Annotated in this window: 12 protein-coding genes; 8 read left to right on the top strand and 4 right to left on the bottom strand. The window is 72.7% G+C overall.

Translation table 11 applies throughout. The features are described from left to right. Window positions 1-4: 4 nt before the first annotated feature. The gene (locus ACFVW8_RS12585) at window positions 5-1555 is read right to left on the bottom strand and encodes a peptidoglycan DD-metalloendopeptidase family protein (protein ID WP_389688974.1); all 1551 of its coding nucleotides are present in this window, start codon (window positions 1553-1555) and stop codon (window positions 5-7) included. A gap of 405 nt (window positions 1556-1960) precedes the next feature. Further along, on the bottom strand, window positions 1961-2830 hold the full coding sequence (locus ACFVW8_RS12580; protein ID WP_389688972.1) for an esterase/lipase family protein: 870 nt from the start codon (window positions 2828-2830) through the stop codon (window positions 1961-1963). A gap of 403 nt (window positions 2831-3233) precedes the next feature. Here ACFVW8_RS12580 and ACFVW8_RS12575 point away from each other — a divergent pair, with 403 nt between their 5' ends. Further along, window positions 3234-3647: a cobalamin B12-binding domain-containing protein gene (locus ACFVW8_RS12575; RefSeq protein WP_389688970.1), complete on the top strand. Its 414-nt coding sequence runs from the start codon at window positions 3234-3236 to the stop codon at window positions 3645-3647. 169 nt (window positions 3648-3816) lie between these two features. Here the strand turns inward: ACFVW8_RS12575 and ACFVW8_RS12570 are convergent, their stop codons facing one another. Next, window positions 3817-5613, bottom strand: a complete 1797-nt coding sequence (locus ACFVW8_RS12570; protein ID WP_389689049.1) for a DUF5691 domain-containing protein — start codon at window positions 5611-5613, stop codon at window positions 3817-3819. A gap of 116 nt (window positions 5614-5729) precedes the next feature. After that, on the bottom strand, window positions 5730-7187 hold the full coding sequence (locus ACFVW8_RS12565) for an SWIM zinc finger family protein (protein WP_389688968.1): 1458 nt from the start codon (window positions 7185-7187) through the stop codon (window positions 5730-5732). A 117-nt stretch (window positions 7188-7304) separates the two neighbouring features. Between ACFVW8_RS12565 and ACFVW8_RS12560 the strand changes: the two genes are divergently transcribed. The 7 genes from ACFVW8_RS12560 (at window position 7305) to sucD (ending at window position 17112) form a co-directional block, all read left to right on the top strand. Then, the gene (locus ACFVW8_RS12560) at window positions 7305-8417 is read left to right on the top strand and encodes an AAA family ATPase (protein WP_389688966.1); all 1113 of its coding nucleotides are present in this window, start codon (window positions 7305-7307) and stop codon (window positions 8415-8417) included. Further along, window positions 8414-10813 carry a DUF5682 family protein gene (locus ACFVW8_RS12555; protein ID WP_389688964.1) on the top strand — a complete coding sequence of 800 codons (2400 nt, stop codon included), beginning with the start codon at window positions 8414-8416 and terminating at the stop codon, window positions 10811-10813. The genes ACFVW8_RS12560 and ACFVW8_RS12555 overlap by 4 nt, the downstream gene beginning before the upstream one ends. Continuing rightward, complete coding sequence (locus tag ACFVW8_RS12550; protein ID WP_389688962.1) at window positions 10810-12096, top strand: vWA domain-containing protein; 1287 nt, start codon at window positions 10810-10812, stop codon at window positions 12094-12096. The genes ACFVW8_RS12555 and ACFVW8_RS12550 overlap by 4 nt, the downstream gene beginning before the upstream one ends. Before the next feature lie 114 nt (window positions 12097-12210). Then, the gene (locus tag ACFVW8_RS12545; RefSeq protein WP_389688960.1) at window positions 12211-13350 is read left to right on the top strand and encodes a hypothetical protein; all 1140 of its coding nucleotides are present in this window, start codon (window positions 12211-12213) and stop codon (window positions 13348-13350) included. A 109-nt stretch (window positions 13351-13459) separates the two neighbouring features. Then, window positions 13460-14653 carry a hypothetical protein gene (locus ACFVW8_RS12540; RefSeq protein WP_389688958.1) on the top strand — a complete coding sequence of 398 codons (1194 nt, stop codon included), beginning with the start codon at window positions 13460-13462 and terminating at the stop codon, window positions 14651-14653. Window positions 14654-15024: 371 nt separating this feature from the next. Continuing rightward, a complete protein-coding gene (gene sucC, locus ACFVW8_RS12535; protein ID WP_389688956.1) occupies window positions 15025-16206 on the top strand; it encodes an ADP-forming succinate--CoA ligase subunit beta in 1182 nt (393 codons plus the stop codon). 21 nt (window positions 16207-16227) lie between these two features. Further along, window positions 16228-17112 (top strand): succinate--CoA ligase subunit alpha, encoded by an 885-nt coding sequence (sucD, locus tag ACFVW8_RS12530; protein WP_389688954.1) that lies wholly within the window; start codon window positions 16228-16230, stop codon window positions 17110-17112. Window positions 17113-17180 lie beyond the last annotated feature (68 nt).

The following is a 17180-nucleotide window of genomic DNA, read 5'->3' as shown; positions in this document are numbered from 1 at the left end:
CGGCTCAGGTCGGGTCGATGCCGTGGCTGCGGAGCCAGGGCAGCGGGTCGACGGCCGCGCCGCCGCCGGGCCGCACCTCGAAGTGCATGTGCGGGCCGGTCGAGTTGCCGGAACTCCCGGAGTACGCGATGACGTCACCGGCCTTGACCTGGCCCGAGCGGATCCTGGTGCTGCTGAGGTGGCAGTACCAGGTCTCGGTGCCGTCGGCCATCGTGACGATGGCCATGTTGCCGTAGGCGGTGTTGTACTGCGTACGAACGGTGCCGTCGGTCGCGGCCATCACCGGTGTGCCGTACTGGACGGGGAAGTCGATGCCCGTGTGCACGGACATCCAGTTGACGCCCGCCTGGCCGAAGTACGCGCTGAGGCCGTGGTCCTTGACCGGCATCACGTACTTGGGGCGCAGGGCCTCCTTGCGGGCTGCCTCCTCCGCACGCTTCTTCTTCTCGGCTGCCTGCCGCTCCTTCAGGTCGATGCGCTCCTGGGTGCGGCTGGCGCGATCGGCGAAGTTCTCCGCGTCGGCGCTGAGGTTGGCGAGCTGGGTGTCCAGCTTGTTGTTGGCCGCGACCGGCTTGACCGAGCCGGGGTCGACGGCCGCCATCGACGTGGTGTCGTCCTTCTTCTCCTCGCCACCGCCCATTCCGCCCACGGAGGCGGCGGCGATACCGGCCACGCTCATCACACAGGCGGACGGAACGGCGACGGTGAGGAGCGCCGAACGCTTGGCGGGCGAACGCCTGCGGCTGCGGCTGCCGCCACTGCGGGAGACCGGACGGCCTGCGGGGGAGCGGTCCGCTCCGCTGTCGGGGCTGTCGGGGCCGTCGGCGTCGGGATCCGGGAGGCTGAACTCGGCGGTCCGGTAGGGCTCGTACGGATCGAAGGAGGCCGGATCGGCGGCAGCCGTGGCAGCCGGCTCATGGACGGGGTCGTGCCCCCGGTCCTGTGCGCCGCCTTCGTGGGACTCGTACGTGTCGTACGGATGCTGCGCCGTCTGTTCGGGTTCGTACGAGCCGGTCGCGCTTTGCGAATTTTGCTGTGCGTACTCGGGCGTGGCGCCGGTGTTCCAAGCGGTGGCGTCGTACGCGCCGGTGTCGTATGCCGCCGTGTCGGTGCTTGCCCACTGGCCGTTCGCGTACCAGCCGGAGGTGTCCCACTGGCCGGAGGAGTCCGGCGCGCCGCCCTGCGCCGGGATGTTCGCGGTATAGCCGTCGGCCGGTAGCCAGGTCGCGCCGGTGTCGTACTGCTGCGGGGCCGCGTCGTACTGCGGGGCCGCGTCGTACTGGGGATGCTGCTGAGGGTGGGGGGTGTAGGCCGTGTAGTCGGCGGGGTGGCCGTACTCGGCGGTCGGGTGTGTGCCCGTGTCCCACTGGACGGAGTCGTACTGGCCGCTGTACCCGGCCTGCCCGCCGTCGTACGGAACGGCGTAGCCGGACGTGGTGTCGTACGAGCCGTTGTAGCTGCCGGGGAGGGAGCCGAAGAGCGGGTCGCTGTCGAAACTGCCCGTGGGGTGACTGTCGTATCCGACGTACCCGGCGTGGGGGTGCTGGTCGTTCACCAACTTCTCTCTCGCCTCGGCAGCAGGACCTGCACCCGGCGGGTCCGGTGGGGGACTCCGGGGGGAAAGCAGTGGCCGCGACTGTACCCGGCGGTATGCGACGCCGACAATCTTCCACGGCTCGTCAGCGCTCAGGAAACGGGCAATCGGCCGTCTTTCGACGGGCCGCTCACACAGCCTTGGCTCTATGTTCGAAACCCGTTCTATTAGTGGGCGGGGTGAGCTGTTGACGCGGCGTCGATGGGCTGCCGTCGAGTGGTGCCGGACGGCCACCGGCGGCCACCGAGGGTTACTGCCGACCCGTCTGCCGCCCCGTTCGCCGCTGCCGGGTGGCGGCTCTGCGCGGCGCTCTCTCCGGCGCATCTGACGCCGCGCGCTGATCCACCAGGGATGACGGGACAGCCCTCAGGCCACGGATACGGCACCGGTGGTCTCGCGGGCCGACTCGTCCGCGTCGAGCGCCTGCCGGATCCCGGCAGCCACGGCCGGGTGCACGGGCAGTGCGAGATGGCCGATCCCGCTGACCCGGACGTTCGTCACGTCGAGGTCCGGGTGGTCGATGCAGGCCGCTTCGGCGGGGACGATCACCTGGTCCAGCTCGCTCCAGAAGCTGACGAACCGGGTGCGGCAGCCGGGCGCCGGAAGCCGCAGCTCCTCGATCGGGGCCGAACCGCTGCGCATCTGCCGCACGATCGGGTGGGCGCTGGCCAGTGGGGCGACGGCGGTGCCGGAGTGCGGAGTGCCGAGAGTGACCAGGGTGCGGACCCGGTGGTCACCGCCCAGTCGCTGTACGTAGTAGCGCGCTATCAGCCCGCCGAGGCTGTGCCCGACGATGTCGACCCGGCGGTGTCCGGTGCGGGCGCAGATCTCCTCGATGTGCCGGCCGAGCAGCTCGGCGGCCGTGCGGATGTCGCAGGTCAGCGGGGAGTAGTTGAGCGACTCCAGATGGCGCCAGCCGTGCCGGGCGAGGGAGCGGCGCAGCAGGACGAAGACCGAGCGGTTGTCGATGAAGCCGTGCAGGAGGACGACGGGCGGCCGGTCGGGGTGCGCGGTGGGCAGGGCGGCAGTCCCGGACGGCGCGGGGGCCGGACCGGCCGCCGGGCGGGGCGGGGTGTGCCGCTCGCCGGTGATGCCGGTCGGATAGAGCAGTGCGTGCCCGGCGAGCACGACCAGCTCCAGCGCGCTCGCTCTCAGCAGCGCGGACGACAGCCAGGTGGCGCGCAGACAGGGCCGGCGCAGCAGTAGCGGAAGAAAGGGCAGGGCCTGGGCCTTCATGGTCGACCTCCTGCTCCGGCACCCGGGGAGAGGCGGCTCCTGCCCCGTATGCCCTCATGGGGCGCCGTGTCGGAGGCCGGGCGGCAGCTCACCGTCCGGGACCGCCGCCCGCCGTGCCTTCCGTGTCACCTTCGGTGACCGGTCGGTGGGCGGTCGGTGAGTCGTACCACCGTGCCGTGCGGCTGACGGCGCGGTGATACGACGACCTCGTGCGGCTCCCCTGGCGGCCGGTCCCGCACGGCAGGGATGCCGCGTGCTGCGGGAAACGGTGCCCGGTGAACATGTCCCATGTGTGATTTCCCCCTCCCCGCCCACCGCGAAACAGCGGCTTGCGGGATGCTGTGGATAACGTTCGTTCACATCCCCGGCTCCTCAGGGCCGGAAGACGCGTGTGGAGGCAGTGATGGGTGTGACCGGTCCGATCCGTGTGGTGGTGGCCAAGCCGGGCCTCGACGGCCATGACCGCGGGGCCAAGGTGATCGCGCGGGCGCTGCGCGACGCCGGTATGGAGGTCATCTACACCGGCCTCCACCAGACGCCCGAGCAGATCGTGGACACCGCGATCCAGGAGGACGCCGACGCGATCGGCCTCTCGATCCTCTCCGGCGCCCACAACACGCTCTTCGCCAAGGTGATCGCCCTGCTCAAGGAGCGCGAGGCGGAGGACATCAAGGTCTTCGGCGGCGGCATCATTCCGGAGGCGGACATCGCACCGCTGAAGGAGCAGGGCGTCGCGGAGATCTTCACCCCTGGTGCGACGACGGTCGAGATCGTCGCCTGGGTCAACGCGAACGTCCGCCAGCCGGCACAGGCCTGAGCCGCGCGGCACAGGCCTGAGCCGCGCGGCTCAGGGCTGGACCGGCCTGGGCCGGGTGGGGCTTGAGCCGTGATCCGTTGCGGGGCCGGGCGGGGACCATCGTCGTACCGGCGGAAGGCCGGGTGCGGCGGCCGCAGGCCGGGCAGGGCTGACCGAGCCCTGCCCGATCTCACCGGTCCGGCGTCAGTTCCGCGTCCATCGCCGCGCGGAGCCGGAGGGTGGAGACCAGGCGCTGGAACGCCTCCGACCAGTAGCCGTTCGCTCCGGGGGAGGCGTCCGCCGGTTCGTCCGGGGTCGTGGTGAGGACCTCCAGGCGGTCGGCCTCGGCCGGATCCAGACAGCGTTCGGCGAGGCCCATCACTCCGCTGAAGCTCCAGGGGTAACTTCCGGCGTCCCGGGCGATGTCGAGTGCGTCGACGACGGAGCGGCCGAGCGGCTCCGCCCAGGGGGTCGGACAGACCCCCAGCAGCTGGAACGCCTCCGACAGACCATGAGCGGCGATGAACTCGGCTACCCATCCGGCCCGTTCGGCGGCGGGCAGCACGATCAGCAGCTTCGAACGCTCGGCGAGCGACGCCGTGCCGGGGCCGTTCGACGGGGGCGTCGAGGGGGCGCCGAGCAGCGCCCGCGCCCATTCCGGGTCCCGCTGCCGGACGGCGGCCCGGCACCAGGACGCGTGGAGCTCCTCCGTCCAGCCGTCGGCCACGGGCAGGGCGACGATCTCCCGCGCATCGCGGCCACCGAACCGCGCCGGCCAGACGGTGAGCGGTGACGCCTCCACTAACTGGCCGAGCCACCAGGACCGTTCGCCCCGCCCGGACGGTGGGAGCGCCACCACTCCGTCGCGCTGCATCGCCGCATCGCACTCGTGCGGGGCCTCCACGGCCACGGACGGCTCGGTGCCGGTGAGACCGGGACTCACGCAGGACAGGGCGCGGGCCGCCATCCGGCGGGCGAGCGCCGATTCGGGAAGGGCGGACAGCAGCTCGGCGGCCGTCGCGCGGACATTGCGGCTCCGGTCGGCGAGGGCCTGCTCCAGGAAGCCCTCGTCGGCGCCGGACAGCCCGGTGCGCAGGGAGTCGACGAACATCAGCCGGTCCTCGGCACGCTCGGTGGACCAGGTGGTGGCGAGCAGGGCGAGGGCGGCACCGGCATCGTGCGTCCGTACCGCCGCGAGCAGGGCGACCCGTTCGGCGAACAGACCCTCTTCCCACAGCCGGCGGACATCCTCCGGATCGGTCACGTCGGGCAGCAGCGATGTGCCGGACGAGCCCCGCAGCGCGAACTTCCACTCGGGGTTCAGCCCGGCCAGCCACAGCCCGCGCGGACCGGCGAACGCCAGGGCCTGCGGACGAAGGTCGGTCCGCGCCCGTGCCGCGTCCAGCAGGGCCGGCAGCGTCGCGTCCGGTGCCCGGTAGCCGTGCAGATGGGCGGTGGCCAGCCACTGCGGGATCAGTTCCGTCAGATCGGGTGCCGTGCCGCGTCTGCCTCCCGAACCGCCCGGCGCCGACCGGTCGGCGAGCAGCCGGTCCAGTCGGCTCCGGGCGGCCTCCGGCAGGGGTGGCCGCGGGTCGGCAGGGGCTGGTTCGGGCCGGGGGGCGGCGGGAGCGGGCAGCAGACCGGCCCGGCGGCGCACGGTGTGCAGGGCGGCGGCATTCAGCAGCACGGCCGCCGCACCGCCCGGGCCCGCGTGCTGCGAGGCACCGCCAGGCATGATTTCTGGACCGGTGCCGGTGCCGGACGCTGCCGCGAGAGGGCGGCGGTCCGTGCCGAGCAGCGCCGAGGTGACGAGCTCCTCCCACGGGGTGGACGCGAGCCGTCCGGTGGGGCCGGGCGCTGCGCCGACCCCCGCCGTGTTGTCGCCCTCCCCCCCGGGGGTGGAGGGTCGCGGGGGGGGGGGGCGGGCCGCCGCGGCGGGGGGGGGGCCCGCCCCCGCCCCCCCGGCCGAGGGACGTGCGCCGGGCACCCGCGCGGGACCGTCGGCAGCGGTAGCGATGGTGGTGGCGGTTGTGGTCGTGTCGGTCGTGGTCGTGTCGTTCGTGGTGGTACGAGACATACGAGGCATCGCTCCTCCTCCAGGAGTCAGATGAGCGGCACGGTCTCGGCGGCGACCGGCGCGGTGTGCGGGGCAGGGGCAGGCGCCGAATCCGTGCCTCCGCCCCCGCCCCCGCCCGCGGCCGGCCAGGCGGCGAGTGGATCGAAACCGCGGTGGCCGCATGCGCCGAAGACCGTGAGCGGCCCGCCGCCGGACAGCGCCACGAGCTTCCACAGCGCGGGCCGGGACAGCGCGGCCTGGGCGACGGGAAGGGCCGCATCGCCTTCCGCGTCCGCCAGTTGCCAGCCCTGCGCCGACGGTACGGGTATGACATCGCGCAGCGTCACCGGCCAGGAATCCAGCCAGGGATCGTCGGCCAGGGCCCGCCCGTACGCGGCGACCGCCCCGGTGACCGTGACACCCGGCGGGCGCGCCCCTGTCTGCTCCGGCGTACCGAACTGCGTTCTCAGCTCGGCCCGTAGCTGCCCGGACCCCGGGTACGGCGTGAGCTCGGCATCCAGCGTGACGCCCACCGGCAGGGCCTGCCCGGGGGAGCGGCCGGCGGCCCCGAAGGACAGCAGCAGCGCCGTCCGGCCCGATTCCCGCCCGTACAGCCAGATGCGGCGGGCGACGATCTTTCCCTCGGGGGTGTCGTACTGCGCGAGGACCAGCCAGTGGTCACGGACCGGCGGGCCCGCGGCGGGGGCCGTCAGCCCGACCCGGGTACGGACCGTGGCCGCCAGCGGGCCCGGCAGTCCGTCGATGCCCTGCCAGGCCGTGTCCAGCAGATGCAGCAGCGCGCACTCCTCCAGCAGCCGTACCGGCCAGCCGGGGCCGGATGCCGGGATCGCGCCCAACTCCCGCACCCGGCCCGCCAGGCCGGGCGCCTGGGCGTCGACCATGCGAGCCGCCGTCTCGTCCCACAGCCCGTATCCCGACTGCTCGGCCGCGGCCAGGCCGCCGCGCACCAGGTCGGTCAGGCGCTGCTCCAGCTCCTGCACGCCGCCGCCGATCCGCTCCGCCCGGCGCTCGGCCCGCCGCAGGGCGGCAACCGGATCGGCGGGTCCTGCCGCAGGGACTTCGCCCCCCTCCGCCTGTTCCTCCGCCGACGCCACCTCGTCGGCGCGACGGCGCCGGCCCTCCAGCCACTCGCCGGCCCAGCCGGGCGGATCGGCCACGGGCACGGCTGCCTCGTCGGACGCCCTGAGCAGCAGCAGGCCCAGCGCGTGCTTGCACGGGAACTTCCGGCTGGGGCAACTGCACTTGTACGCCGGGCCGGTGGTGTCGACCACCGTCCGGTACGGCTTGCTTCCGCTGCCCCTGCACAGCCCCCACACCGCGCCCGGTCCGTCCCGCCCGGTGTCCGACCACGGCCCGGCCGAACCGAGCTTGTTCCCCGCCTTGCGTGAAGCGTCGTCAGGAGCCAGGGCCAGGACCTGCTCCACCGTCCAGCGCGCCGCCGGAGCGGCGGTGCGCAAGGGTTCTCCCCCGTCAGTCAGCAGCATGGATACGACGGTAGGCCGCGCCACTGACAACAGGTCCCGACCTGCGAAAACGTCGATTGTCAGTGCCATGGTGCACCGTGGGAACCACATCGGGCCGACCGATCTGGAGGGGGATCCATGACCGTGTCCGAAACCACCACAGCCGCGGGCGCCGAGGCGCTGCGCCCGCACGCCGAGGACGCCTTCGCCGATGAGCTGAAGGCGCTCACGGCCGCCGACGACCGCCCGCGGCCCGCCCGTTGGCGGCTGTCGCCCTGGGCCGTCGCCACCTACCTGCTGGGTGGCGCCCTGCCGGACGGCACGGTGATCACACCCAAGTACGTGGGCCCGCGCCGCCTCGTCGAGGTCGCCGTCACCACGCTCGCCACCGACCGTGCGCTGCTGCTCCTCGGCGTGCCCGGCACCGCCAAGACCTGGGTCTCCGAGCATCTCGCGGCCGCCGTCAGCGGCGATTCGACCCTCCTCGTCCAGGGCACCGCGGGCACCCCCGAGGAAGCGGTCCGCTACGGGTGGAACTACGCGGAGCTGCTCGCGCACGGGCCCAGCCGCGAGGCGCTGGTGCCCAGCCCGCTGATGCGCGCCATGTCCGAAGGCATGACCGCGCGGATCGAGGAGCTCACGCGCATCCCCGCCGATGTGCAGGACTCACTGATCACCATCCTGTCCGAGAAGACGCTGCCGCTCCCCGAACTGGGCCAGGAGGTCCAGGCCGTCCGCGGATTCAACGTCATCGCCACCGCCAACGACCGCGACCGCGGGGTCAACGAGCTGTCCAGCGCGCTGCGCCGCCGGTTCAACACGGTGGTCCTGCCGCTGCCTGCCACACCCGAGGCGGAGGTCGACATCGTCTCCCGGCGCGTCGACCAGGTGGGCCGCTCGCTCGATCTGCCGCCCGCGCCGGACGGGCTCGCGGAGATCCGCCGTGTGGTGACCGTCTTCCGTGAGCTGCGCGACGGGGTCACCACCGACGGCCGCACCAAGCTCAAGTCCCCCTCGGGGACGCTGTCCACGGCCGAGGCCATCTCGGTCGTCACCAACGGCCTCGCGCTCGCCGCCCACTTCGGCGACGGGGTGCTGCGCGCCGGGGATGTCGCGGCCGGCATCCTCGGCGCGGTCGTCCGGGACCCGGCTGCCGACCGGGTGGTCTGGCAGGAGTACCTGGAGACCGTGGTGCGTGAGCGGGACGGCTGGAAGGACTTCTACCGCGCCTGCCGTGAGGCGTCCGCATGACCGCCACCCCGGGTCAGGAGGGTCCGCTGCTGCTGGGGGTCCGGCACCACGGCCCCGGTTCGGCCCGCGCCGTCGGCGCCGCGCTCGACGCTGTCCGTCCGAAGGCGGTTCTCATCGAGGGCCCGCCCGAGGGCGACGCGCTGCTGCCGCTCGCCGCCGACGAGCAGATGCGGCCGCCCGTCGCCCTGCTCGCCCACGCGGTGGACGATCCGGGCCGGGCGGCGTTCTGGCCGCTCGCCGAGTTCTCGCCCGAATGGGTCGCGATCCGCTGGGCCCTGGCGCACGGTGTCCCGGTCCGCTTCATCGACCTCCCGGCCGCTCACTCGCTGGCCATGGCAGCGGCAGCGGATGAGGAGGAAGAGGCGGAACGCCGGGGGCCGGCGGAACAGGCCGGGGAGGCGGGTCTGTCGGCCGCCCCGGTCGATCCCGTCCGGGTGCTGGCCGAGACCGCGGGCTACGACGACCCCGAGCGCTGGTGGGAGGACGTCGTCGAACACCGCGCCCACGACGGCGGCCCGGGCGACCCGTTGGCCGCCTTCGCCGCGCTCGGCGACGCGATGGCCGCCCTGCGCGAGGTGTACGGGGACGGCGGCCACCCCAGGGACGGGGTCCGCGAGGCGTACATGCGGATCCAGTTGCGCACGGCACGCAAGGAGTTCGGCGACGACTTCGCCGTGGTCTGCGGCGCCTGGCACATGCCCGCGCTCGAAACGAGAACGACACTCGCCGCCGACCGGGCGGTCCTCAAGGGGCTGCCCAAGGTCAAGGCCGAGCTGACCTGGGTGCCCTGGACCCACCACAGGCTCGCCCGGCACAGCGGATACGGGGCCGGGATCGATTCACCCGGCTGGTACGCCCACCTCTTCGCATCCCCGGACCGCCCGGTCGAACGGTGGATGACCAAGGTCGCCGGACTCCTGCGTGACGAGGACCAGTTCGTGTCGTCCGCCCATGTCATCGAAGCCGTCCGGCTCGCCACGACCCTCGCCGCCATGCGCGGCCGGCCGCTCGCCGGTCTGAGCGAGGCGACCGACGCCGTCCGGGCCGTGATGTGCGAGGGGTCCGACGTACCGCTGGCACTCGTCCGGGACCGGCTGACCGTCGGCCGGAGGCTCGGCGAGGTGCCGGACACCGCCCCGGCCGTGCCGCTCCAGCGCGACCTCACCCGGCAGCAGCGCACCCTGAGGCTCAAACCGGAGGCGTCGGAGCGGGACATCGAGCTCGACCTCCGCAAGGACGCCGACGCGGCCCGCAGCCGGCTGCTGCACCGGCTGCGCATCCTCGGCGTCGGCTGGGGCGAGCCCACCGAGGGCCGGGGGAGCACCGGCACGTTCCGGGAGAGCTGGCGGCTTCGCTGGGAGCCCGAGTTGTACGTGCGCGTCGCGGAGGCCGGCGTATGGGGCACCACCGTGCTCTCCGCCGCGACCGCCCGTGCCGAGGCGGACGCCCTGTCGGCCACCGCGCTCGCCGAGGTCACCGCGCTCGCCGAGAAGTGCCTGCTGGCCGAACTGCCCGAGGCGCTGCCCGTCGTGATGCGGGTGCTGGCCGACCGCGCCGCGCTCGACACGGACGTGGGCCATCTCGCCGATGCCCTGCCGTCCCTGGCCCGGACGCTGCGCTACGGGGACGTCCGCGCCACGGACACCGCGGCGCTCGGGGAGGTCGCGGCCGGGCTCGCGGAGCGGATCTGCGTCGGACTGCCACCCGCCTGCACGGGACTCGACGCCGACGGGGCCGCCGAGCTGCGCCGTCAGGTGGACGGCGTGCACACGGCGGTCGGGCTGCTCGCCGGTGCCGCACCGGACAACGCGGACGGGCTGCGCGAACGCTGGAGAGCGGTGCTGCACAAGCTCGCCGCCCGGGACACGGTCGCGGGCGTGATCCGCGGCCGCGCCGCCCGGTTGCTGCTCGACGACGGACACCTCGAACAGGACGATGCCGCCCGGCTGATGGGCCTGGCCCTGTCACCCGGCACCCCGCCCGCCGACGCCGCCGCGTGGATCGAGGGCTTCGTCGGCGGGGCGGCCGGCGGCGGCATGCTCCTGGTCCATGACGAGAAGCTGCTCGCCCTGGTCGACTCCTGGCTGACCGGAGTCCCGGCAGACACGTTCACCGATGTGCTGCCCCTGCTGCGCCGCACCTTCTCGGCGTACGAGCCGGGCGTCCGGCGCACGCTGGGCGAACTCGTCCGGCGCGGCCCGGCCGCCGGGGGAGAGCCACGGGCCGGTGCGCTCCCGGGCGGCGAGGCGAGTGCCCCCGGCTTCGGACCCGGCCTGGACACGGCACGGGCGGACGCGGTGATGCCGGTGCTGTGCCTGCTGCTCGGGCTGGATGGCCCGGACAGGGGAGCGGCAGCGACGGAGAACGACGAGCAAGCTCTGGGGGCGACGGGATGACGACGGACGGGGCCACGGCCACGGACAGGGCCACGGACACGGGCAGGGCCACGGCCACGGGCACGGACACGGACAGGGACAGGGACAAGGCCACAGACACCAAGGGGGAGGCCGGCGAGCGGCTGCGGCGCTGGCGCATGGTCCTGGGCGCGGACAGCGCGGAGAGCACCGGCTGCACCCTCACCGGGCGCGACGCCGCGATGGACGGCGCGCTGACCGCGCTGTACGAGGGCGGGGGCAGACAGCCAGGCGGACGGGGCAGGAGCGGCCGTTCGGCAGGCCTCGGCGCCTCCGCACCCTCCGTGGCCCGCTGGCTCGGCGACATCCGTACGTACTTCCCCAGCTCCGTCGTCCAGGTCATGCAGCGTGATGCCATCGACCGCCTCGGCCTCTCCACGCTTCTGCTCGAACCGGAGATGCTGGAGGCCGTGGAGGCCGATGTCCATCTCGTCGGCACCCTGCTCTCGCTCAACAAGGTCATGCCCGAGACGACGAAGGAGACCGCACGGGCCGTTGTGCGCAAGGTCGTGGAGCAGCTGGAGAACCGGCTCACCTCGCGCACCCGGGCCGCGCTGACGGGGGCGCTGGACCGCTCGGCGAAGGTCAGCCGGCCGCGCCACCACGACATCGACTGGAACCGCACCATCCGGGCCAACCTCAAGAACTACCTGACCCTGCCCGGGGAGGACGGGGCCGGCACGATCGTGCCCGAGCGGCTCATCGGCTACGGACGCGCGGCGCAGTCCGTGAAGAAGGACGTCATCCTCTGTATCGACCAGTCCGGTTCGATGGCGGCCTCTGTGGTGTACGCCTCGGTCTTTGGAGCCGTACTCGCCTCCATGCGCGCCCTGCGGACCAGGCTCGTCGTCTTCGACACGGCCGTCGTCGACCTCACCGACCAGCTCGACGATCCGGTGGACGTGCTCTTCGGCACCCAGCTCGGCGGCGGAACCGACATCAACCGGGCGCTCGCCTACTGCCAGTCGAGGATCACCCGCCCCGCCGACACCGTCGTCGTGCTCATCAGCGACCTCTACGAGGGCGGCATCCGCAACGAGATGCTGAAGCGGGTTGCCGCGATGAAGGCGTCCGGCGTGCAGTTCGTGACCCTGCTCGCGCTCTCCGACGAGGGCGCGCCCGCCTATGACCGTGACCACGCGACGGCACTCTCCGCGCTGGGCGCCCCGGCCTTCGCCTGTACCCCGGACCTCTTTCCGGAGGTGATGGCGGCCGCCATCGAGAAGCGGGCACTGCCCATACCGGACAAGGAGACCCATCAGTAACAGGGGGCTTGCGCGACACCGGGCGTCTCGTGCAAGCATCGTCCCGTCGTCCGCGGAGGGCTGCATTCCGCGCAATTCGGCGAACGTACCGTCCGGAGAGGACTCACTACCCACGTGACCACCGCAGTTGTCCGACCCGGCACCGAACCGCGCCTCCGGCGCGGGCCGGCCGGTCGGCGTGTGCTGCAGGTGGTGCTCTTCGTCGGCGGTCTGCTGGCACTGGGCCTGCTCTTCGGAGCCCGCGCCCAAGCGGTCGATCAGCCGGTGCCGCAGCTGCACGACGCCGTATCCGGGGCGGCCGCGGCCGTGCGGGAGCCTGCGTCGTCGGTCGTGCGCACGTCGGCTCCGGTCGCGCCCAAGTCGGCGTCGGTCATACCGGAGTCGGCCTCGGCGGTACCCGAGCAGGCGCCGGCCCCGGCAGCAGGAAAGCAGGCGCCGGTCGGGCACAAGTCCGCGCCGCCCGCACCGGCCACCCCGTCCGTACCCGCGCCCCGGGCCGAAGAGGCCTCGGCCCGTAAGGACCGGTCCGTTCCGGCAGACGCTGCGACCGGCAGGTCGCAGCGAGCGCCGGAGCCCGTACCGGAGAAGCGTCACAAACAGCGCTTGGCCCCGACAACGCTGCCCGCATCCGGGTCTGTGCCCACGCCCACCGTTCTCCGGCAGTTGGCGGAGCCGAAGAGTGAGCCGGCACGCCCCGTCGCCGGGAAGGCTCTCGGGACTGCCGTCACCGGCGCCCTCGATGCCACGCGGACCGTCACTCGGACGGCCACCCGGCTGCTCCCGTCCGGACCTTCCCTGGCGGATCTTCCGCTGCGGCTGCTGCCGTTGCCGCAACTGCCGCTCCCGGGACAGTCGTCACCGGCCACCCCGCAGGCTCCGGGCAGCGGCTCGCACACCGTGCCCGGCGCCACCGCCGGCGGTGACGGGCACCCGGCCGCGCCACGGCCCGCGCCCGTGTCGATGTCCCCGGCCGGTTCCGCGCCCGACGGGTTCTCCGTCGCGCGCGAGGCGACGGGCGCCTCTCACCGGGCAGTGGCAGCGGACCACCGGCCGGAGCACCGGGAGCCCTTCGGCCCTCATGGTGACCGGAGCGGTTCCTCGTCCGCCGAGTTCCACCCGCCCCGCGGCGGTGACCAGCCCGCAGTCTCCTTCACGGACGGCATCTCCTTCGGACTCGTCCGCGGCGCCGGCCTCCCGGCGACCGCCGCACCGGTCCGTGACAGATCGGGCGACATCCTCGAATTCCCCGGCTAGGGCAGACCGTTCCCCCCGCCCCGACCTGCCGCGCGGGGGCGGAGCAGGTCTGCCCGCCGTCCGGACGTACTCCGGATCGAGACGCGAATTCGAAGGATCTGACACACACATGCACAAGAACATCCGCCGTTCCATAGCCGTCGCCGCCACGGCCACCGGTATGTGGGCCCTCGGCACCGCCGCCGCAAGCGCGGACGAACTGCCCGTGTCCCTCCCGCTGTCCACCCCCGACCACGCGGCCGACGTCTCCGATGCCGCCGACGCGGTCAACGGCATCGACGGCGACGACGTCGTCGGCAAGGACGTCGTGGGCAAGGCCGAAGGACTCAAGGACACCGCACAGGCAAAGGCGGCCGACGCGACGGCCGACGCGAAGTCCGCGGCCCGGCGCGCAGCGGCCGGCCACGCGACCGACCGGGCGTCCGCCAACGCACACACCCAGAAGGCCGCCCACCAGAAGGTCGCCCAGGAGGTAAGGGACCAGGTCACGGGCACGGTCGAGAACGCCGCGGGCAGCACCGCGGAGAGGGTCGCCGGCAGCAGTGTCGCCGCCCCCGCCTCCGAGGCGCCCGTCGACTACCTCTTCGGTCCGATCGAGCAGCTCCCCGGGTACGGACCGGACCAGCTGCGGACGCCGGCGCCCGGCGCCCTGGACACCGGTCTGGACACGGCCCTGACCGCGACGCAGGGCACGGCCAGGACCACCGCCGAAGGAGCTCTCACCCAGGCCGCGCCGGTCGTAGGAGAGACGTCCGACGCCGTTCTGCCGCCCGTGGCCGCCGACGCGGTCTCCACCGTGCTGCCGGTCGTCGGACAGGCCCTCGGTGATGTCTCCACCCTCGTCCAGGGGGTCACCGGGGAGGTCGCACCGTTCGCCGACGGAGTCGTGACACAGGCCGCCGTGCCCTTCGTGCAGGGCGTGACGACCGGGGTCCAGCCGCTGGCGTACGGAGTGACCGGCGCGGTCCAGCCGTTCGCCGAGGGGGTCGTCTCCGAGGTCCAGCCGCTGGCCCAGGGCCTGACCGGCGACGCGGTCGGCCCGTTCGCACAGGGCGTGACCACCCGGGTGATGCCGCTGGCCCAGGGCGTCGGCGCCGAGGTCCGGCCCTTCGCGGGCGGTCTCGTGGGCACGGTCGGCGACGACGCCCGTCCGACCGTGGCGAACGCGGCCCGCGGCGCCCAGGGACTGACCTCGGTCACCCCGGACTACGTCTCCGGAACCGTCGCGTCGGTCGCGTCGGTGGCGCAGACGGCTCCGGCGCACTCCCTCACCGCTCCGGTGCACACCGTGCAGGGGATCTGAGGGCCGTCGCGCGTCACCCGTAGCGCCGGGAACCGCTTCCGGTGATGTGCCGGGCGGGCTCCCCCTGGTCCGGACCCAGCGTGGTCCGGACCAGGGGGCCGCCCGGTCCACGGCTTGCCGCGCCACCCCCGTACCCGTGCCGATTTGTCCACGGCGAACCGGCCACCAGCGCGATCTGTGACCGTAATCACCGCCCAGGTGTGATCTGCGATTTAGGGTCCTGCGGGGCTCGGGGATAACCTGCGAGACGGACATGCCGCGTATTCGGTCACCGTGTGCGCCTTCCTAGTGACAGAGCAGTCACGTTGCCCCTCGCGGCACGCCCACGCAGAAAACCAACCGCGAGACCATTTGATAAGGGACGGACGCGCGTGGACCTGTTCGAGTACCAGGCGAGGGACCTCTTCGCCAAGCACGGTGTACCGGTGCTGGCCGGTGAAGTGATCGAGACGCCTGAGGCAGCCCGCGAGGCGACCGAGCGGCTGGGCGGCAAGTCGGTCGTCAAGGCACAGGTGAAGGTCGGCGGCCGAGGCAAGGCCGGTGGCGTCAAGCTGGCCGCCAACGCCGACGAGGCGGTCGCCCGGGCGACCGACATCCTCGGCATGGACATCAAGGGCCACACGGTCCACAAGGTGATGATCGCCGAGCTGTCCCCGGAGATCGAGGCGGAGTACTACGTCTCGTACCTCCTCGACCGCACCAACCGCACCTTCCTGGCCATGGCCTCGGTGCAGGGTGGCATGGACATCGAGGAGGTCGCGGAGAAGACCCCCGAGGCCCTCGCGAAGGTTCCGGTCAACGCTGTCGACGGGGTCGACATCGTCAAGGCCCGCGAGATCGTGGCCCAGGCGAAGTTCCCGGCCGAGGTGGCCGAGGGTGTCGCCGAGGCCATGGTGACCCTGTGGGACACCTTCGTCGCCGAGGACGCCCTCCTCGTCGAGGTCAACCCGCTGGTGAAGACCAAGGACGGCCGGATCCTGGCCCTGGACGGAAAGGTGTCTCTCGACGAGAACGCCGACTTCCGTCAGCCCGAGCACGAGGCGCTCGAGGACAAGGCCGCAGCCAACCCGCTCGAAGCTGCGGCCAAGGCCAAGAACCTCAACTACGTCAAGCTCGACGGCGAGGTCGGCATCATCGGTAACGGTGCCGGTCTGGTCATGTCGACCCTGGACGTCGTCGCGTACGCCGGTGAGAACCACGGCAGCGTGAAGCCCGCCAACTTCCTCGACATCGGTGGCGGCGCCTCCGCAGAGGTCATGGCGAACGGCCTGGAGATCATCCTCGGCGACCCGGACGTCAAGTCCGTCTTCGTCAACGTCTTCGGTGGCATCACCGCCTGTGACGAGGTCGCCAACGGCATCGTCCAGGCGCTCGAGCTGCTCAAGTCCAAGGGCGAGGCGGTCACCAAGCCGCTCGTCGTGCGGCTCGACGGCAACAACGCGGAGCTGGGTCGCAAGATCCTCTCCGACGCCAACCACCCGCTCGTTCAGCGCGTGGACACCATGGACGGCGCGGCCGACAAGGCCGCCGAGCTCGCCGCGGCTGCGAAGTAAGGAAGAGGGACTCAGACCACCATGGCTATCTTCCTCACCAAGGACAGCAAGGTCATCGTCCAGGGGATGACCGGCGCGACGGGCATGAAGCACACCAAGCTCATGCTCGCCGACGGCACCAACATCGTCGGCGGCGTGAACCCGCGCAAGGCCGGCACCTCCGTCGACTTCGACGGCAACGAGGTTCCGGTCTTCGGTTCCGTCAAGGAAGCGATGGAGAAGACCGGCGCGAACGTGTCCGTCCTCTTCGTGCCGCCGGCCTTCTCGAAGGCCGCCGTCGTCGAGGCGATCGACGCCGAGATCCCCCTCGCCGTCGTGATCACCGAGGGCATCGCGGTGCACGACTCGGCCGCCTTCTGGGCGTACGCCAAGGCGAAGGGCAACAAGACCCGGATCATCGGTCCGAACTGCCCCGGCCTGATCACCCCTGGTCAGTCCAACGCCGGCATCATCCCGGGCGACATCACCAAGCCCGGCCGCATCGGTCTCGTGTCGAAGTCCGGCACGCTGACCTACCAGATGATGTACGAGCTCCGTGACATCGGCTTCTCCTCCGCCGTCGGCATCGGTGGCGACCCGGTCATCGGTACGACGCACATCGACGCCCTCGCGGCGTTCGAGGCCGACCCCGAGACCGACCTGATCGTCATGATCGGCGAGATCGGCGGCGACGCCGAGGAGCGTGCGGCGGACTTCATCGCGAAGAGCGTCACCAAGCCGGTCGTCGGTTACGTCGCGGGCTTCACCGCCCCCGAGGGCAAGACCATGGGCCACGCCGGCGCCATCGTCTCCGGCTCCTCCGGCACCGCGCAGGCGAAGAAGGAGGCCCTCGAGGCCGCCGGCGTCAAGGTCGGCAAGACGCCGACCGAGACCGCCAAGCTCGCGCGCGAGATCCTCGGCGCCTGACGCCTCACCGCGTCGGAGCACCACCGCAGGAACGCGCCACCGCGCACAAGGACGCGGGCCCGTACCCC

This window comes from Streptomyces sp. NPDC058221, from assembly GCF_042882365.1.
Taxonomy (GTDB): Bacteria; Actinomycetota; Actinomycetes; order Streptomycetales; family Streptomycetaceae; genus Streptomyces.
This window is presented reverse-complemented; position numbering and strand designations above follow the sequence as displayed.